This window comes from Streptococcus mitis (assembly GCF_009496205.1).
Lineage (GTDB): Bacteria > Bacillota > Bacilli > Lactobacillales > Streptococcaceae > Streptococcus > Streptococcus mitis_BN.
The window spans coordinates 1-18259 of record NZ_WIJO01000042.1 but is presented as its reverse complement, the minus strand read 5'-3'; the positions used below and the strand labels follow the sequence as shown (position 1 = coordinate 18259).

16 protein-coding genes and 1 pseudogene are annotated in these 18259 nt (G+C 41.5%); 15 read left to right on the top strand and 2 right to left on the bottom strand.

All coding sequences use genetic code 11. The annotated features are described in order from the left end of the window. Positions 1–217: 217 nt before the first annotated feature. Positions 218–1672, bottom strand: coding sequence for an alpha-amylase (locus tag GEZ85_RS07375; protein ID WP_033684912.1), 1455 nt, complete (start codon positions 1670–1672; stop codon positions 218–220). A gap of 177 nt (positions 1673–1849) precedes the next feature. On the opposite strand from GEZ85_RS07375, the gene GEZ85_RS07370 reads away from it, so the two are divergent. After that, entirely contained in the window at positions 1850–2599 is a 750-nt protein-coding gene (locus GEZ85_RS07370) for an ABC transporter ATP-binding protein (protein WP_033684913.1), read from the top strand. After that, a complete protein-coding gene (locus GEZ85_RS07365) occupies positions 2580–4214 on the top strand; it encodes a hypothetical protein (RefSeq protein WP_023946344.1) in 1635 nt (544 codons plus the stop codon). Before GEZ85_RS07370 ends, GEZ85_RS07365 begins: the two co-directional genes overlap by 20 nt. Before the next feature lie 66 nt (positions 4215–4280). Here GEZ85_RS07365 and GEZ85_RS07360 read toward each other — a convergent pair whose 3' ends face one another. After that, a complete protein-coding gene (locus tag GEZ85_RS07360; protein ID WP_153209959.1) occupies positions 4281–6398 on the bottom strand; it encodes an LTA synthase family protein in 2118 nt (705 codons plus the stop codon). A gap of 149 nt (positions 6399–6547) precedes the next feature. Between GEZ85_RS07360 and GEZ85_RS07355 the strand changes: the two genes are divergently transcribed. The 13 genes and pseudogenes from GEZ85_RS07355 to GEZ85_RS07295 all read left to right on the top strand — a co-directional run bounded on the left by GEZ85_RS07355 (position 6548) and on the right by GEZ85_RS07295 (position 17946). After that, complete coding sequence (locus GEZ85_RS07355; RefSeq protein WP_153209958.1) at positions 6548–7711, top strand: class I SAM-dependent rRNA methyltransferase; 1164 nt, start codon at positions 6548–6550, stop codon at positions 7709–7711. Next, positions 7708–8385 (top strand): type I 3-dehydroquinate dehydratase, encoded by a 678-nt coding sequence (gene aroD, locus GEZ85_RS07350; RefSeq protein ID WP_000767765.1) that lies wholly within the window; start codon positions 7708–7710, stop codon positions 8383–8385. The genes GEZ85_RS07355 and aroD overlap by 4 nt, the downstream gene beginning before the upstream one ends. Next, positions 8375–9229 (top strand): shikimate dehydrogenase, encoded by an 855-nt coding sequence (locus GEZ85_RS07345; RefSeq protein WP_153209957.1) that lies wholly within the window; start codon positions 8375–8377, stop codon positions 9227–9229. Before aroD ends, GEZ85_RS07345 begins: the two co-directional genes overlap by 11 nt. A gap of 18 nt (positions 9230–9247) precedes the next feature. Then, positions 9248–10315, top strand: a complete 1068-nt coding sequence (gene aroB, locus GEZ85_RS07340) for a 3-dehydroquinate synthase (protein ID WP_153209956.1) — start codon at positions 9248–9250, stop codon at positions 10313–10315. Between the two features lie 9 nt (positions 10316–10324). Beyond that, the gene (gene aroC, locus GEZ85_RS07335; protein ID WP_153209955.1) at positions 10325–11491 is read left to right on the top strand and encodes a chorismate synthase; all 1167 of its coding nucleotides are present in this window, start codon (positions 10325–10327) and stop codon (positions 11489–11491) included. A gap of 9 nt (positions 11492–11500) precedes the next feature. Further along, the gene (locus GEZ85_RS07330; protein WP_153209954.1) at positions 11501–12604 is read left to right on the top strand and encodes a prephenate dehydrogenase; all 1104 of its coding nucleotides are present in this window, start codon (positions 11501–11503) and stop codon (positions 12602–12604) included. Between the two features lie 10 nt (positions 12605–12614). After that, the gene (locus tag GEZ85_RS07325) at positions 12615–12953 is read left to right on the top strand and encodes a YlbF/YmcA family competence regulator (protein WP_045611301.1); all 339 of its coding nucleotides are present in this window, start codon (positions 12615–12617) and stop codon (positions 12951–12953) included. Positions 12954–13044: 91 nt separating this feature from the next. Further along, positions 13045–14328, top strand: coding sequence for a 3-phosphoshikimate 1-carboxyvinyltransferase (gene aroA / locus GEZ85_RS07320; protein ID WP_153209953.1), 1284 nt, complete (start codon positions 13045–13047; stop codon positions 14326–14328). Then, entirely contained in the window at positions 14321–14797 is a 477-nt protein-coding gene (locus GEZ85_RS07315; RefSeq protein WP_084929714.1) for a shikimate kinase, read from the top strand. The genes aroA and GEZ85_RS07315 overlap by 8 nt, the downstream gene beginning before the upstream one ends. Then, the gene (pheA, locus tag GEZ85_RS07310) at positions 14794–15642 is read left to right on the top strand and encodes a prephenate dehydratase (RefSeq protein ID WP_153209952.1); all 849 of its coding nucleotides are present in this window, start codon (positions 14794–14796) and stop codon (positions 15640–15642) included. Before GEZ85_RS07315 ends, pheA begins: the two co-directional genes overlap by 4 nt. Then, a complete protein-coding gene (locus tag GEZ85_RS07305) occupies positions 15639–16949 on the top strand; it encodes an LCP family protein (RefSeq protein WP_153209951.1) in 1311 nt (436 codons plus the stop codon). The genes pheA and GEZ85_RS07305 overlap by 4 nt, the downstream gene beginning before the upstream one ends. Before the next feature lie 172 nt (positions 16950–17121). Beyond that, positions 17122–17349 (top strand): annotated as a pseudogene (locus tag GEZ85_RS07300) (transposase); the annotation flags it as partial. A gap of 198 nt (positions 17350–17547) precedes the next feature. Further along, complete coding sequence (locus tag GEZ85_RS07295; RefSeq protein WP_153209949.1) at positions 17548–17946, top strand: DUF1310 family protein; 399 nt, start codon at positions 17548–17550, stop codon at positions 17944–17946. The last annotated feature ends 313 nt before the right edge of the window (positions 17947–18259 follow it).

The following is an 18259-nucleotide window of genomic DNA, read 5'->3' as shown; positions in this document are numbered from 1 at the left end:
GATTTCGGAACTTTGAAAACTTCAAAAAACGGATTTTTATCGCTCTGAATATCAAAAAAGAAAGGACGAAATTTGTCCTTTCTAGATATTAGCTTTTCTTCAACCCACTACAGTTGACAAAGAGCCAGAAAACAAAGATCTATCCATTAGGGTAGGTTTTTTTTGTGAATACAAAAAAGCCAAATCCGATTGAACCTGGCTTGATAATCATTGGCAATTAGATTGTATTGGCTGCCCAGACACTTACCGAAGCAGTTGAGACTGGAAATTGTCCATAACCTTCCTCATCAATTGTAACTTGACCTAGGTGGTTTTCAAGTAAATCTACAAAGGTTTGGTTAGCCCATTCTTGGCCGACAAACATTGATTTGCTGTTTTCTTGGTCATTTGAAATCAAGACTGCGATTGGGGATTGATTTTCAGCACCTGAGCGTACCCAACCAATACAGTTAGGATCATCAAAGTAGTCATTTTGTTCTCCATAAGCCAAATCTTTTCGGATAGCTAGGAGGCGGTCAAGGACTTCTTTGAAATCTTGCTGAGCATACTGCCCTGAAATACCATAGTAGTCTCCGTAAAAGACACATGGAAGGCCGTCTTGGCGTAATAGAATGAGGGCATAGGCTGCTGGTTTGAACCATTCTTCAACAGTAGACTCAAGAGCCTGACCACGTTGGGTATCGTGGTTGTCGACAAAGGTTACAGCCTTGTAAGGTTTGTCGACAACCAAGCTATCTGTGAAAATACCACGAAGGTCATAGTTTGCGCCAGCTTGACTGGCTTCAAAGAGATTCTGGTGGAGACGAACATCAACAAGGTCGAATCGTTCTTCCGTTTTTTCAAGATAGTCCAGATTGGCTTCCTTGTCAGGATTCCAGAATTCACCAAAAACATAGAAATCCTCACCGTATTTTTCCTTCATATCACGGATAAAATTGCTCATGAAGAAAGAGTCAATGTGTTTAACGGCATCCAAGCGGAAACCAGCTACACCAGTCGTTTCCATGAACCAGTCAGCCCAGTCATAGATATTTTGGATGACTTCAGGATGTTTAAAGTCTAGGTCGGCATACATGAGGTAGTCATAGTTACCGTTTTCATTATCGACCAATTCCTCATTTGCCCAACCCTTGTTGTCTCCTTGAATCAGATAAATCCCAGACTTGCGACGTTTGGCATCATAGTCTGTACCGGTGAAGTGGTACCAGTGCCAGTGGAAGTCATTGTAGGTATCTTGGCGACCATCGAAGGTAAAGCTAGTCCAGCCATTGATGGTGAAGGGTTCCCCAAGTTCAACTGTACGGTCTACAGGATCTACTTCAATAACCTGAAAGGCTTCCATGTGATCAGCAGCAGCCTTGTGATTGAGCACCACATCGGCCATAGGTTGAATTCCCTGTTCTTTTAGAGCTTGAATGGCTTGAAGATAGTCTTCTTTAAAACCATACTTGGTGCGGACAGTACCTTTTTGATTAAACTCTCCTAAGTCGAATAAGTCATAGACCCCATAGCCGACATCTTTTTCATTGGTAGCCTTGAAGGCTGGTGGCATCCAGACATGGCTGATACCGAGATCAGCTAGGTGTGGAGCATCTTCAGCCAGACGCGTCCAGTGCTGGCCGTCATGGGGCAGATACCATTCAAAGTATTGCATGAGTGTTTGATTTTGCATGATGTTTCCTCTTACTTGTCAATCTTGTTCTTTATTCTATCATAAAGTATCGGTTAGCTCAAACGTTTGCGTAAAACTGAATAATAAGTTTTTGACTATTTTATATAAAATGTTGATTTTTAAAATGAAAGCGCTATAATTATAGTAAATTACATAGATAAAGAGAGGAGATTTCTCATGATTGAATTTCAAAATGTTAGTAAGTTGTATGGTGATAAAGAGGCCTTGAGCAATCTCAATCTGCAGATTGAAAATGGAGAGATTATGGGCTTGATTGGCCATAATGGGGCTGGAAAATCGACCACTATAAAATCCTTAGTCAGTATCATTTCACCCAGCAGTGGTCGTATTTTGGTAGACGGTCAGGATTTATCGGAAAATCGTTTAGCTATTAAACGAAAAATTGGCTACGTAGCAGACTCGCCTGACTTATTTTTACGCTTAACAGCCAATGAATTTTGGGAATTAATCGCCTCCTCTTATGATCTGACTAGCTCTGACTTGGAGGCTAGTCTAGCTAGGCTATTGAAAATTTTTGATTTTGCTGAAAATCGCTATCAGGTCATTGAAACTTTTTCTCACGGAATGCGTCAGAAAGTCTTTGTCATAGGGGCACTCTTGTCTGATCCTGATATTTGGGTCTTGGACGAACCCTTGACTGGTTTGGATCCCCAGGCTGCCTTTGATTTGAAGCAGATGATGAAGGAACATGCACAAAAAGGCAAGACGGTCTTGTTTTCAACCCATGTTCTAGAGGTGGCCGAGCAAGTCTGTGATCGGATTGCCATTTTGAAAAAGGGGCATTTGATTTATTGTGGTAGCGTGGAGGACTTGAGAAAAGACCACCCAGACCAGTCTTTGGAAAGTATCTACCTTAGCCTTGCTGGTAGAAAAGAGGAGGTTTCAGATGCGTCTCAAGGTCATTAAAAAATTAGTGGATATCAATATTCTCTATTCATCTCAAGAAGCTAATCTGGCTAACCTACGAAAGAAGCAAGCTAAAAATCCTGGAAAAAAAGTAAATGTTTCCGCTAGAGTCCTAAGTTCTTACATTTTTTCTAGTCTCTTGATGCTTTTCATGTTTATAAATATAGCCTTTCGTTTTCCTTTTGAGGAAATGCCAAGTTTTTTTAGTAGCATGGTTGCTATTTTACTGGTGCTTGCCTTTTCAACTTCTTTCACTGCATTTTACAATGTCTTTTATGAGAGTAAGGATTTGGTATCGTATAGACCCTATGCCTTTAAAGAATCAGAGATTATAATCGCTAAAGGACTGTCTGTCCTCTTGCCAGCTCTGCCTGGAATTGTACCAATCCTAGCTTATTTTCTAGTCCTCTACATTAGGCTAGCTCCTTCTCTGTGGCTGGGCTTGCCTTTGATGCTGCTGTCCTTGGCCCTATTAATTGTCTCTGTTAGTTTAGTGATGGTAGTGGCAGTACATTTCTTGGCTCAGACTAGGGTCTTCAGAAAGTATCAGTCTATTTTTGCGAATGTGATGATTGGGATAGGAGTTCTCATACCTTTAATATTTGTCTTCTTTCTACAGTCGACTTCTGGAGTTATAGTTGACAGAGTTAGAGACATTCCACCTCTTCTTTATCCTATTCATCTCTTTTACAAAATAGCAGTGGAGCCTTTTTCGACAGAAGCCATCTTGGGTTTGCTCGCTTGGATAGGACTAACTCTCTTCCTGCTTTATCTGACCAAAAAGAAGGTTTTGCCTCGTTTTTATGATGTGATCCTACTTAATAGTGAGGAGAAGGTCAAAAAAGAACGTCGCAGCAAGGAGAGGATTTCAACTACTAAAAAGGGATTTTTCCGCATGGTTTTGCGCTACAACCTCTCCCTCTTGGGACAGGGAACCGGCGTGGTTACAGTGCTTTTTACAAGTGCTTTCCTTCCTTATCTCATGATGATTGGTCTGATTTCCAAAATCCGAGATTCTCAGATAGTTCCAGACATTCATCCTCCATACTGGTTACCCTTGTTTTTTATAGCTCTCTTTATAGCAGTTGTCAATAACAATATCACCAGCCTGCATTCAATTGCCTTGTCTTTAGAGAGGGAAAATTTTGATTTTCTGAAGAGTTTACCCTTTGACTTTGCTCGTTATGTGAAAGTGAAATTTTGGATTATATTTGCTGTCCAGTCCTTTTTACCAATTCTGACTTTACTTGGTTTTTCTCTATATCTAGGCTTGCCCATCCTTTCGATGATTTACCTTCTTGTAGTCTGGACCCTTGCCAGTGTCATCCTTTCTTGTCACCATTATTTTAAGGATGTGAAGAATCTGTCAACCAATTGGAGTAGTATTACTGACCTAGTGAATCGTTCAAATGGTATAGTCAAAATTGTTTTACTCTTAATTTATTGTGGTATCTTGTCGATTTCAGCCCTTGTGAGCATATTCTTGGTTCGGTCTCTATCTACTATCCTTGCCATCAGCTTGGGAGTAGGAGCTCTTATCCTCTTACTTGGTCTTGCTATATTTAGCTATCATTACTACCTGTCACGCATATTAGCAGAAGTAGAAAAAAGATGAGCTAGTTGGTCGCTTGCTTGATAAATTTTTAAAAAGAAATGCTCCTCCAAGACGGAAGAGCATTTTTTATTGTGATTTTGATTCGGTTTCTGCCGACTCTGGATGGAGTTCTTGGTAACTTGGTGCCTTGAAAAGGTCAGTACTGGTCTTACCTTGTCGTTGGCTAAAGAGACTGGTTGATTGACTACCTTTTTCCTGCTCAATCTTTTGAAGAATTGGTAAAGAATTGAGGTAAGAAATACTTTCTGTATCAACTTTTCCAAGATGATCTGCTTGGTAGAAACGTATCAAATCGCCAGTTTGAATCTGGTCGCTGATTTTCAGCTGTTGGCTGGCTGCCTGCCGAACAATGTCTAGTTCAGTCTGAGCTTGTTCATCAAGATTACTGATTTCAAGACCACTTTCAGTATAGTAGGTTCGTCCGTCATAACTGGTGTATTTAGGTGTGACGAAGGAATTGGCAGTCCGAAAGGCAACGATTTCTTGGTGGTCTGGTGATAGGAGGTCTTGGCCGACTTGAAGGAAGGAAGTGGATTCGATACCAAGGAGGTGTTCGAGAGTTGGTAAGATATCGATTTGTCCACCGTAGGTATTGATGATTTGTCCTTTTTCATAGCCAGGCATGACCACCATAAAAGGCACTCGTTGCAACATGGCATTGTCGTAATTCGACCAGTTCTCAGAAGTCTTGCCAATCAAGGGAGCCAGGTCAGGATTGCGGGAGTTAGAAATTCCATAATGGTCTCCGTAGATGACGATGATGGATTTTTCATAGAGGCCACTTTCTTTGAGATAGTCAAAGAAGGCCTTGATAGCACTATCCAGATAGTTAGCCGTTTGGAAGTAGCCATTGATTGTTTCATCTTTGGTTTTAGCCAGTGGGAAACCAAGCTCATCGCCTGTCAGATTGCTAGCATAGGGATAGTGATTGGACACCGTGATATACTTAGCATAAAAAGGCTGCTGCAAGTGCTCTAGATATTGGATAGAATCTTTCATCATGATTTTATCATTTAAACCATATTGGAAAGAATTGCTACTGTCTTGCTTGGTAAAATAGGAAGCATCAAAGAAGTATTGGTAGCCCCATTGTTTGTAGGTTGTATTTCGGTTCCAGAAGGTCCCAATATTACCATGAAAGACTGCACTTGATTGGTAGCCATTTTTTGATAGGATAAAAGGCGCAGCCTGCTGGGTATTGGTACCTCCATAGTTGACCATGAAGGAACCTTGGTCAAGTCCAAACAAACCAGTCTCCAGCATGGTTTCCGCATCTGAGGTCTTACCAGCCTTGACTTGGTTAAAGATATTCGAAAAGGCTAGGGTTGATTGCGAATGGTAGAGTGAATTAAGGAAGGGAGTGACTTCATGATCAGTTCCATCTATGTTGAGTTTATAGTCCAGTAGGAACTGCTGGAAACTTTCCAAGTGGAGATAAATCACATTTTTCCCTTTGGCTAATCCAAAATAGTCTGGATTAGGCTTAGTCGAATGTTCTTGGACATAATCTGTAATAGGTTGAAGGTCGGTCTCAGAGGCCTTAGCACGTTCTTTGTTGGCGCTATAGGATTGGTTGGCACTATAACCTAAAAAGGCTGGCAAACTAAGGGCACGAACAATATAATAATTAGAAAATCCTCGCGATAGGAGATCGGGACGTTCGATTTCAGCCAAGAAAAGATTAGCAGAAAAGAGCAGGGCTGAGAGAGCAGTGATAGCAACACTGGAGCGGAATTTGAAAGGTCTCCTATCCAGCTGGATGAGCTTCTTATAGAGAAGATAAGCCAGCAATGGGAAATCCATAAAATAGATGAAATCCCAAAAGCGCAGTAACTCTAGTTCGGCAGTACCAACAGACACCTTGCTGACCACTTTCATGGTATTGGCCGTGATAAAGTCACTAAATTCTCGATAGTAAAAGATATTGGAATAAAGCCAAATGAACAAAAGGCTATAAATAGCTATACTAAGGCCATAAAAGATCTTGGTTGACCGAGCATAGAGGGCTAGAGCCAGCAGGAGGAGTCCCAAGGGAAGGGGATTGAAAAAAGCGATAAAGGCAAGGTAATTCCCTTGCAGCTTGCCCAATTGAATATCTAAATTAAAGTCAACGGTATAGGCTAGTAAGGTTTTGAGCCAATAGAGGATTAAAAGGGTTAGGACAAAACCCAGTCTGGTACCCATGGCTTTTTGGATTTTGCTAAAATTGATTCTCACACAATTACTTCCTAAGTTTTTATTAGTATTAGTATACCATTTTTTAAAACTAGAGTAAAAAAGCAAGGGTAGTTTCTTTTTTGAGAATTGTCACAAAATTTGCTATAATAGTGACTATGAATAGAATAAGAGTCAGCAAAAGGGTTGAAAAAAAGCTTTCAAAGGGACTAGTTTTACTAGAAGCCAGTGATCTTGCAGATGTTCATCTCAAGGATCAGGAAGTAGAAGTTCATAGTCAAGATGGAACCTTTCTTGGGACTGCCTACCTTTCTGAGCAAAACAAGGGCTTGGGCTGGTTTGTTAGCAAAGACAAGGTGACCTTCAATCAAGCTTTCTTTGAAACGCTATTTAGAAAAGCTAAAGAAAAGAGAAAAGCCTACTATCAAGATGATTTGACAACTGCCTTCCGTCTCTTTAACCAAGAGGGAGATGGCTTTGGGGGTCTGACAGTGGACCTTTATGGCGACTATGCTGTCTTTTCTTGGTATAACTCTTATGTTTATCAGATTCGCAAGGTTATCTCAGAAGCCTTTAGACAGGTTTTTCCTGAGGTTTTAGGGGGATATGAGAAGATCCGCTTTAAGGGTTTGAACTATGAATCTGCTCATGTTTATGGTCAAGAAGCACCTGACTTTTTCACTGTTTTGGAAAATGGTGTCTTGTATCAAGTCTTTATGAATGATGGCCTGATGACAGGGATTTTCCTAGACCAGCATGAGGTTCGTGGTAGTCTAGTGGATGGATTGGCTATGGGCAAATCCTTGCTCAATATGTTTTCCTACACAGCAGCCTTTTCAGTAGCTGCGGCCATGGGTGGAGCTAGCCAGACAACTTCGGTTGACCTAGCTAAACGTTCACGAGAATTGTCTCAAGCGCATTTTCAGGCAAATGGAATCAGCACAGGCGACCATCGCTTTATAGTCATGGATGTCTTTGAGTATTTCAAGTATGCTAAGCGAAAAGGCTTGACTTACGATGTGATTGTTCTAGATCCGCCTAGCTTTGCTCGGAATAAAAAACAAACATTTTCTGTGGCTAAGGATTATCACAAGTTGATATCCCAGAGTCTTGAGATTTTAAATCCGGGCGGTATTATTATTGCCAGCACCAATGCTGCCAATGTATCCCGCCAGAAATTTATAGAACAAATTGATAAAGGCTTTGCAGGAAGAAGTTACCAGATTTTAAATAAATACGGTCTTCCAGCAGATTTTGCCTATAATAAAAAAGATGAAAGTAGTAATTACCTCAAGGTGATTAGTATGAAGGTTAGTAAATGAAATTAATCGTTTCAGTAATGCCAAGAAGTTTAGAGGAGGCCCAGGCTCTGGATGCCACGAGGTATCTGGATGCCGACATCATTGAATGGCGTGCCGACTATCTGCCTAAAGAAGCGATTTTGCAGGTGGCTCCAGCGATTTTTGAAAAATTTGCAGGTCGTGAATTGGTTTTCACGTTGCGAACTCGTTCTGAAGGGGGAGAAATCGACCTTTCTCCAGAAGAATATATCCATCTAATCAAGGAAGTGGCGCAACTCTATCAACCAGACTATATTGATTTTGAGTACTATAGCTACAAGGATGTTTTTGAGGAAATGCTGGACTTCCCAAATCTCGTTTTGAGTTACCATAATTTCCAAGAAACACCTGAAAATATGATGGAAATTTTGTCAGAGTTGACGAGTTTAAATCCAAAACTTGTTAAGGTTGCGGTGATGGCTCACACGGAGCAGGATGTGCTAGACTTGATGAACTATACACGAGGCTTTAAAACCCTCAATCCTGAGCAGGAATATGTAACTATTTCTATGGGTAAGGTGGGCAAGGTCTCTCGTATCACTGCAGATGTGACTGGTTCTAGCTGGTCCTTTGCTAGTCTAGATGAGGCAAGTGCCCCAGGTCAGATTTCCCTAGCTAATATGAAAAAAATTCGGGAGATTTTGGATGAAGCTTGATGGCTATACACGTTTAGCTGCCGTTGTTGCCAATCCTATTAAGCATTCTATTTCCCCATTTATTCACAATAGCGCCTTTGAGGCGACAGCTACCAATGGTGCTTACGTGGCTTGGGAGATTGAAGCGGGTGACTTGGCAGAAACAGTGGCCAATATTCGTCGCTACCAGATGTTTGGCATCAACTTGTCCATGCCCTATAAGGAGCAGGTGATTTCTTATTTGGATGAATTGAGTGACGAAGCGCGCTTGATTGGTGCGGTTAATACGGTTGTCAATGAGAATGGCAATTTAATTGGATATAATACAGATGGCAAGGGATTTTTTAAGAGCTTGCCTTCTTTTACAATTTCAGGTAAAAAGATGACCCTGCTTGGTGCAGGTGGTGCGGCTAAATCAATCTTGGCACAGGCTATTTTGGATGGTGTCAGTCAGATTTCAGTCTTTGTTCGTTCAGTTTCCATGGAAAAAACAAGACCATACCTAGACAAGTTACAGGAGCAGACAGGTTTTAAGGTGGACCTGTCTGCTTTAGAAGATGTTCCTGAACTGCAAGCAAGGATTGCTGAGTCGGATTTACTGGTCAATGCAACTAGTGTAGGGATGGATGGTCAATCCTCTCCAGTTCCTGAAAGCATAGTCTTACCAGAAACTCTTTTAGTAGCAGATATCATTTACCAACCCTTTGAAACACCATTTTTGAAATGGGCCAGAAGTCAGGGAAATCAAGCAGTCAATGGTCTGGGAATGTTGCTCTATCAAGCTGCAGAAGCTTTTCAACTGTGGACAGGAAAGGAAATGCCGACAGAAGAGATTTGGCAGTCCTTAACAGAAAAATACCAATAAAGAAAAGGAGATTCTCCTATGAAAATCAGAATCGATATTCCTCATCATCCTTATGATATTCAGATTGAAAAAGGCTGTCTGGCTCAGGCTGGTCAATGGTTGCGAGAACTATGGCAACCACAAAAAGTGGTCATTGTAACAGACAACCATGTAGCTTCTCTTTATGCAGAGAAGGTCAAGCTCAGCCTAGAAGATGCTGGTTTTCAGGTAGCGGTATTTGACTTTTTGGAAGGGGAAGAAAGAAAGAATTTAACTACTGTTCAGAAAGTCTATGAATTTCTAGTTAAGCAGGGGCTGACTCGTAGCGATGGAATCGTGGCTCTCGGAGGTGGTGTCGTTGGAGACTTGGCTGGTTTCGTAGCCTCTACCTATATGCGGGGTATTCACTTTGTTCAGATTCCGACTAGTTTGACAGCCCAGGTTGATTCTTCTATCGGCGGAAAGACAGGTGTTAATACTCCATTTGCTAAAAATATGGTGGGGACCTTTGCCCAACCAGATGGGGTTTTGATTGATCCACTTGTTCTTGAAACTCTCGGAAAAAGAGAATTGATTGAAGGAATGGGTGAGGTTATCAAGTACGGCTTGATTGAGGATCCAGCACTTTGGGCTCTCTTGATGGAGCTAGATGGTACTGTAGAGAGCATTTTGGAACATGCAGAGACTTTGATTGAGCATTCTTGTCAGGTCAAGCGCAAGATGGTGGTTGAGGATGAGTTGGACAATGGTGTTCGCCTTTACCTCAATTTTGGCCATACTATTGGTCATGCTATTGAAGCAACTGCCGGTTATGGCAAGGTCATGCATGGTGAAGCTGTTGCCATGGGAATGGTTCAGATTTCCAAGGTTGCTGAGGAAAAAGGTCTCATGCCAGCTGGCATAACTCAGTCCATTACAGATATGTGTCAGAAATTTGGCTTGCCTGTTGATTATGAAAACTGGGATGTTGACAAGCTTTATCAGGCTTTGACTCATGACAAGAAAGCGCGTGGCAATACCTTGAAATTGGTCTTGGTACCAGAGCTCGGTTCAGCGACTATTCACCCAGTTTCTCTGGAAGAGATGAAAGACTACTTGGTAAAATAAGGAGAGTGTATGAGATATTTAACTGCAGGAGAATCACACGGCCCCCGTCTGACGGCTATCATTGAAGGAATTCCAGCTGGACTCCCTTTGACAGCAGAGGACATCAATGAGGATTTGAAACGCCGTCAGGGTGGCTACGGTCGTGGCGGTCGTATGAAGATTGAGAGTGACCAGGTTGTCTTTACTTCAGGCGTTCGCCATGGGAAGACGACAGGGGCTCCTATTACAATGGATGTCATCAATAAGGACCACCAAAAATGGCTGGATATCATGTCTGCGGAAGACATTGAAGAGCGACTTAAAAGCAAACGAAAAATCACCCATCCTCGCCCAGGACATGCCGATTTGGTTGGGGGTATCAAGTACCGTTTTGACGATTTGCGAAATTCTTTAGAACGTTCATCAGCTCGTGAAACCACCATGCGGGTAGCAGTTGGTGCAGTAGCCAAACGCCTCTTGGCTGAGCTGGATATGGAGATTGCCAACCATGTCGTGGTCTTTGGTGGCAAGGAAATCGATGTTCCTGAAAATCTAACAGTCGCTGAGATTAAGGAACGAGCTGCCCAGTCTGAAGTTTCTATTGTCAACCAAGAAAGAGAACAGGAAATCAAGGACTATATTGACCAAATCAAGCGTGATGGAGATACCATCGGTGGGGTTGTCGAGACAGTTGTCGGAGGTGTTCCAGTTGGTCTTGGTTCCTATGTCCAATGGGACAGAAAATTGGATGCAAGATTGGCCCAAGCTGTTGTCTCTATCAATGCCTTTAAAGGGGTGGAATTTGGTCTTGGCTTTGAAGCTGGTTATCGTAAAGGCAGCCAAGTCATGGATGAAATTCTCTGGTCTGAAGAAGACGGCTATACTCGCCGTACCAATAATCTAGGTGGCTTTGAAGGTGGTATGACCAATGGGCAACCCATCGTTGTTCGTGGCGTCATGAAGCCCATTCCTACTCTCTACAAACCACTTATGAGTGTGGATATCGAAACCCATGAACCCTATAAGGCAACTGTTGAGAGAAGTGATCCGACCGCTCTTCCAGCTGCAGGAGTGGTCATGGAAGCTGTTGTGGCAACGGTTCTGGCACAAGAAATCCTTGAAAAATTCTCATCAGACAATCTAGAGGAATTAAAAGAAGCGGTAGCCAAACACCGAGACTATACAAAGAACTATTAAGGAGTTCCTATGGCAAAAACAGTCTATATCGCAGGTCTTGGATTGATTGGAGCCTCTATGGCCCTAGGTATCAAACGTGATCATCCAGATTATGAAATTTTAGGTTATAATCGCAGTCAAGCTTCGAGAGATATTGCCTTGAAAGAAGGCATGATTGACCGTGCAACGGATGATTTTGCCAGTTTTGCTCCTCTTGCGGATATTATTATTCTCAGCTTGCCAATCAAACAAACCATTGCTTTCATTAAGGAATTGGCCAACTTGGACTTGAAAGAAGGCGTCATTATTTTAGATTCTGGTTCGACCAAGTCAGCCATTGTAGATGCAGCGGAGAACTATTTGGCTGGCAAGTCGATTCGTTTTGTAGGAGCCCATCCTATGGCTGGTAGTCACAAGACAGGGGCTGCTTCTGCGGATGTCAATCTTTTTGAAAATGCCTATTATATCTTTACACCTTCGAGCCTGACAGGTCCTGACACACTTGCGGAAATGAAGGATCTGCTTTCAGGTCTTCATGCTCGTTTTATCGAGATTGATGCCAAGGAGCATGATCGTGTCACTTCTCAGATTAGCCATTTTCCTCATATTCTGGCTTCCAGTCTCATGGAACAGACTGCGGTCTATGCTCAAAAACATGAGATGGCAAGGCGCTTTGCGGCCGGTGGTTTTCGAGATATGACTCGAATTGCAGAAAGCGAGCCAGGTATGTGGACCTCTATTCTCTTGTCCAATCGTGAGACTATCATAGAGCGGATTGAGGATTTTAAGGAACGTTTGGATGAGGTTGGTCAGGCTATCAGCAAGGGAGATGAGGAGCAAATCTGGAATTTTTTCAACCAAGCGCGGGAGCAACGTCAGGCCATGGAAATTCATAAGCGTGGTGGTGTGGATAGTTCTTATGACCTCTATGTTGACGTTCCCGATGAAGAAAACGTCATCCTGCGGATTTTGGAATTGCTACGAGGAACTTCCTTGGTCAATATTCATATCAACGAGGAAAACCGTGAGGATATTCACGGAATCCTACAAATTTCATTTAAAAATGCTCAAGACTTGGAACGAGCCGAGCACCTCATAACAGAAAACACCGACTATACAGTCGTTGTCAAATAAGGAGAAAAATATGTCAAATATTTACGATAGTGCAAACGAACTCAGTCGCGGTCTACGCGAATTACCAGAATACAAGGCTGTCAAAGCAGCTAAAGATGCTATTTCAGCAGATGCTGAGGCAAGCAAAATTTTTACAGAATATGTTGCCTTCCAAGAGGAAATTCAAAGACTAGCCCAGACAGGTCAAATGCCAGATGCATCCTTCCAAGCGAAGATGGAAAACTTTGGTAAACAGATTCAAGGAAATAGCCTCTTGTCAGAATTCTTTACTAAGCAACAACAATTGGCAATTTACCTTTCTGACATTGAAAAAATTGTTTTCGAACCAGTTTCAGAATTGCTAAAATAAGAAAATAACTATCATAAAGTCAGGAATTTTTAAGGAATTTCTGACTTTTTATGATAAAATAGGTAAAAGTATTGCAAGTATGAGGTCGAGTATGAAACTAAAAACAAACATTAGCCACTTACACGGCAGTATCCGAGTTCCAGGTGACAAGTCTATTAGCCATCGTTCCATTATCTTTGGCAGTTTGGCTGAGGGTGAGACCAAGGTTTATGATATATTACGTGGCGAAGACGTCCTTTCGACCATGCAAGTCTTTCGTGACCTTGGTGTTGAGATTGAGGATAAAGATGGGGTTATTACCATTCAAGGTGTAGGTATGGATGGCTTAAAAGCGCCACAAAATGCCCTTGATATGGGAAATTCTGGAACGTCGATTCGCCTGATTTCAGGTGTTCTTGCTGGTGCAGATTTTGAAGTAGAAATGTTTGGAGATGATAGTCTTTCCAAACGTCCTATGGACCGTGTGACGATTCCATTGAAAAAAATGGGTGTTAACATTTCAGGGCAAACTGAACGAGACTTGCCTCCCCTTCATTTAAAAGGGACGAAAAACCTAAGACCTATTCATTATGAGTTGCCAATTGCCTCTGCCCAAGTCAAGTCAGCCTTGATGTTTGCGGCCTTGCAGGCTCAGGGAGAGTCCGTAATTATCGAAAAAGAGTGCACTCGTAATCATACTGAAGATATGCTACAGCAATTTGGTGGTCATTTAAGTGTGGACGGTAAGAAAATCACAGTCCAAGGGCCACAAAAATTGACAGGACAGAAGGTGGTCGTACCAGGAGATATTTCCAGTGCAGCCTTTTGGTTGGTCGCAGGTTTGATTGTTCCAAATTCTCGTGTAGTGCTTAAGAATGTTGGTATTAACGAAACGCGTACAGGTATCATTGATGTCATTCGCGCCATGGGTGGAAAATTAGAAGTTACTGAAATTGACCCAGTCGCTAAATCTGCTACTTTGACTGTTGAGTCTTCTGACTTGAAAGGAACAGAGATTGGTGGCGCTTTGATTCCACGCTTGATTGATGAATTGCCAGTTATCGCCCTGCTTGCGACTCAAGCCCAAGGTGTAACAGTTATCAAGGATGCTGAGGAACTTAAGGTTAAGGAAACAGATCGCATTCAGGTGGTAGCAGATGCTTTAAATAGCATGGGTGCGGATATCACACCTACAGCAGATGGAATGATTATCAAAGGGGAGTCAGCACTTCACGGTGCTAGAGTCAATACTTTTGGTGACCACCGTATTGGCATGATGACAGCTATCGCAGCGCTTTTGGTAGCAGATGGAGAAGTGGAGCTTGACCGTGCTGAAGCCATCAATACCAGCTATCCTAGCTTCTTTGATGATTTGGAGAGCTTGATTCATGGCTAAGGTGTTATTAGGCTTTATGGGAGCTGGCAAATCCACTATTGCAAGAGGCTTGGACCCTAATTACCTTGATATGGATGCCCTGATAGAGAAGCGCTTAGGCATGTCCATTACGGAATTTTTCTCGGAAAAGGGAGAAGGAGCCTTTCGTCAGATAGAATCAGAAGTCCTAGCTGATTTACTACAAAGAGATCAAGTTGTGTCAACTGGTGGAGGAGTGGTTATTTCTCAGCGAAATTGTGACTTACTAAAGACAAATTCTGATAATATCTATCTGAAAGCTGATTTTGAAACCCTCTACCACCGTATCGCAGCTGATCAGGACAATCAGCGCCCGCTTTTTCTAAATAATAGTAAGGAAGAACTTGCAGCTATTTTCCAAGAAAGACAGGCTTGGTATGAGGAAGTGGCTAGTCGGGTTTTGGATGTGACTAAGCTAAGCCCAGAGGAAATTATAGAGGAACTGAGATGAAAATTGCTTATCTAGGTCCCAAGGGATCATTTTCACATCACGTTGTGCAGACAGCTTTTCCTCATGAGGAATTGCAGGCCTTTGCCAACATTACAGATGTTATCAAGGCTTATGAACAAGGCTTGGTGGACTATTCTGTGGTGCCAGTTGAAAACTCTATCGAGGGTAGTGTTCATGAAACCTTGGACTACCTTTTTCATCAGGCTCGCATTCAAGCAGTGGCAGAAATCGTTCAGCCTATTCATCAGCAGTTGATGGTGGTCCCAGGTCATACTAAGATTGAAAAGATTTTTTCTCATCCTCAGGCTTTGGCTCAAGGAAAGAAATTCATCGATGAACAGTATCCAGATGCCCAAATCGAGGTGACTGCTAGTACAGCCTATGCGGCCCGTTTTATTTCCGAACATCCAGACCAACCTTATGCAGCGATTGCACCTAGAAGTTCTGCTGAAGAATATGGCTTGGAACTGATTGCCGAGGATATTCAGGAAATGGAAGCCAATTTCACACGTTTCTGGGTCTTGGGAGCTGAAAAGCCTGGTATTCCCTTGAAAGCACAAAGGGAGAAAATGAGTTTGGCCTTGACCTTACCGGACAACCTTCCAGGTGCACTTTATAAGGCCCTATCGACCTTTGCTTGGAGAGGAATTGACCTGACAAAAATTGAAAGTCGGCCACTCAAGACAGCACTGGGAGAATACTTTTTCATTATTGATGTGGACTATGCTGATAAGGACTTGATCCACTTTGCCCAAAAAGAATTAGAAGCGATTGGAATCCAGTATAAAGTTCTGGGTGCCTATCCCATTTATCCAATATCAGACCATGGAAAGGAGAGAAGATGAGCAAAGAAAATCCGTTAAGCCATCACGAGCAGTTGCGTTATGACTATCTTTTTAAGAACATTCATTACCTCAATGAGCGAGAGAAAAAAGAGTTTGCTTACCTGCAAGGTAAGTTAAATATGGCTAGCAGTAGTAAAGCTTCTCCAGAAATTTATAATGAAAATTACGATATGGAAGAGTCTTTCATGGAACCAGTCAATCAGTCTCCTCTTCCATCCTATGGTAACCGTAGTCGTGCAAAAAAATATCAGAAAAGTCATCCTCTTCCAAAGGTTAAGTCCAAAAAACGTAAGATTCGTTGGGGGCGCATTTTTGCAGGATTGCTTGCCCTTCTAGCCTGTGTCGGTTTTGGCATGATTTTTATGTTCCTAAAAGGCTATTCAAATGCTGATCCAAATAAACCTGCTAATGCTAAGGCAGCTCAAGTAGAAGTTTTTCATGGTCAAGATACCAAGGATGGGGTTAATATCTTGATCATGGGAACGGATGGACGGATTGGCCAAAATAGTACTGAGACGAGAACGGACTCTATTATGGTACTAAATGTTGGTGGTTCAGATAAGAAAATCAAGCTGGTCAGCTTCATGCGTGATAATTTGGTTTATATAGACGGTTATAGCCAAGTCATTAACGGCAGAAAGCAATCCGATAATAAGTTAAATGTTGCTTATGAGTTAGGAGAACAAGAAGGCCAAAAAGGGGCAGAAATGGTTCGCCAAGTATTGAAAGATAATTTTGACTTGGACATTAAGTACTATGCCTTGGTTGATTTCCAGGCCTTCGCAACTGCTATTGATACTCTATTTCCTGATGGTGTGACGATTGATGCCAAATTCTCAACCTTAGAAGGTCAACCTTTAACCGAAGCTACAGTCGGAGATGATTTACATGCTACGGAAACAGAGTCACCAACCCAGACTATCAAAGTTGGGAAACAGCAGATGAACGGTTCGACCTTGCTAAATTATGCTCGCTTCCGTGATGATGACGAAGGTGATTATGGTCGTACAAAGAGACAACAGCAAGTGTTGACAGCTGTTCTGCAACAACTCAAGGATCCAACCAAACTCTTTACTGGATCAGAAGCACTTGGTAAGGTCTTTGGCATGACCTCTACGAATGTTCCGTATAGTTTCCTACTGACCAATGGTTTATCCTTCCTAGATGGAGCGCAAAATGGCATTGAAAGATTAACAGTTCCAGAACTAGGTGATTGGGTCGATGCCTATGATGTTTATGGAGGACAGGCACTCTTAGTAGACCAAAATAAATATCAAACCAAGCTTGCCCAAATGGGAATGAGATAAGTTAAGACAAAATTCCAAATAAAAAACTATACTTTAAATATAAAATAACGATCCTTGGACAATAGTCCCTTATCTCCAAAAAAAGCAACAGATTTGCCGTTGCTTTTTTACATGGTTGCGATAGTCTTTGTAAAATAGAATTGCTTAATAAACCATTTAGAAAGTCTATCGCATGCATTTTCACTATAACACAAATCAAACAACTTTACCACTAGAAATCAGTTCTTTCTTACCACAAGATCATCTTGTCTTTACTATTGAAAAAGTGGTGAATACATTGGAAGATTGTCACTTCGACGCCTTTTATCATGCCTTTGGTCACCCGTCTTATCACCCTAAAATGCTTGTATCTACTCTTTTATTTTCCTATTTACAAGAGATTTTCTCTGGCCAAAAAATTGCTAATGAAGAGTATACAAGTTATTCTGAAACATATCCCATGAAAATCAAAAACGATAAAGGAAAGAAACCATCGGTACAGTTCGTCAGGTGATTGAAAACGAGGCAGGATTGAAGGTTTACGCCAGACAAATCTTTATGGTATACTATAAGTAAATCAGTACATGATATATTTGTAAAATAACATAAAGGAGACGTCATGAAGTCATTAAAAATTGTAGGAATCATTTTAGCTAGTTTATTAGTTATTGTTGGATTAAGTATAGGAGGATATAAAGTAATGCAAAAAGTAGAACACGATGAGATGGCGAGAATTGTTAAAAGTGATGAAGTCAAAAAGATTGTTGAAAACAAACTTAAATATCTAGATAGTGAGGCCTTAACAAAAGAAGGTACAATAAAATCGTATGAAATTGATATCAACTCAATTAAGCATAATCCCATGGGTGGAATTGATTTTAAAGTATATGTAAATTCAGATAAAAAACTAAGAGTAATGTATGGATTAGAGAAAGATAGCACTACAGGAAAAATTGAATATTCAGGTGGCGGCTATTCTGCTCAACTTGCAGAATTGTTAAAAAAGGTGAAAAAATGATACAAAAATATACGGAACATGATAGACAAAAAATTGCTGCTAGAGAATATACGGAGTATACGAAGGATGATCCAATTGATATTGGAACTGATAAAAATCGTAAAAACCAGTGGAAATCCGTGTCAGGGTAAGTTCCACTGGTTTTACTAATGCTTGATTTCATCGCTTTTGTAACCAAAATGAATCAAAAAAAGAGCGCACAAAATCCCCTCATCTGAAAGCGTTTCAGATTAAGTTCCGCTATGGTGGAAGTTAGTGTGAGACGTTTGAATGGGGTTGAAGGTTAATTTTTAGAACGAGTAATGTAGCAAAC

Bases quoted from the DNA above. Each gene is read 5' to 3' on its own strand.
- aroB (WP_153209956.1), top strand. From the start codon at position 9,248: ATGAAAATCAGAATCGATATTCCTCATCATCCTTATGATATTCAGATT.
- aroC (WP_153209955.1), top strand. From the start codon at position 10,325: ATGAGATATTTAACTGCAGGAGAATCACACGGCCCCCGTCTGACGGCT.
- GEZ85_RS07305 (WP_153209951.1), top strand. From the start codon at position 15,639: ATGAGCAAAGAAAATCCGTTAAGCCATCACGAGCAGTTGCGTTATGAC.
- aroD (WP_000767765.1), top strand. From the start codon at position 7,708: ATGAAATTAATCGTTTCAGTAATGCCAAGAAGTTTAGAGGAGGCCCAG.
- aroA (WP_153209953.1), top strand. From the start codon at position 13,045: ATGAAACTAAAAACAAACATTAGCCACTTACACGGCAGTATCCGAGTT.
- GEZ85_RS07325 (WP_045611301.1), top strand. From the start codon at position 12,615: ATGTCAAATATTTACGATAGTGCAAACGAACTCAGTCGCGGTCTACGC.
- GEZ85_RS07345 (WP_153209957.1), top strand. From the start codon at position 8,375: ATGAAGCTTGATGGCTATACACGTTTAGCTGCCGTTGTTGCCAATCCT.
- GEZ85_RS07330 (WP_153209954.1), top strand. From the start codon at position 11,501: ATGGCAAAAACAGTCTATATCGCAGGTCTTGGATTGATTGGAGCCTCT.
- pheA (WP_153209952.1), top strand. From the start codon at position 14,794: ATGAAAATTGCTTATCTAGGTCCCAAGGGATCATTTTCACATCACGTT.
- GEZ85_RS07295 (WP_153209949.1), top strand. From the start codon at position 17,548: ATGAAGTCATTAAAAATTGTAGGAATCATTTTAGCTAGTTTATTAGTT.
- GEZ85_RS07355 (WP_153209958.1), top strand. From the start codon at position 6,548: ATGAATAGAATAAGAGTCAGCAAAAGGGTTGAAAAAAAGCTTTCAAAG.
- GEZ85_RS07370 (WP_033684913.1), top strand. From the start codon at position 1,850: ATGATTGAATTTCAAAATGTTAGTAAGTTGTATGGTGATAAAGAGGCC.
- GEZ85_RS07360 (WP_153209959.1), bottom strand. From the start codon at position 6,398: ATGGGTACCAGACTGGGTTTTGTCCTAACCCTTTTAATCCTCTATTGG.
- GEZ85_RS07315 (WP_084929714.1), top strand. From the start codon at position 14,321: ATGGCTAAGGTGTTATTAGGCTTTATGGGAGCTGGCAAATCCACTATT.
- GEZ85_RS07365 (WP_023946344.1), top strand. From the start codon at position 2,580: ATGCGTCTCAAGGTCATTAAAAAATTAGTGGATATCAATATTCTCTAT.
- GEZ85_RS07375 (WP_033684912.1), bottom strand. From the start codon at position 1,672: ATGCAAAATCAAACACTCATGCAATACTTTGAATGGTATCTGCCCCAT.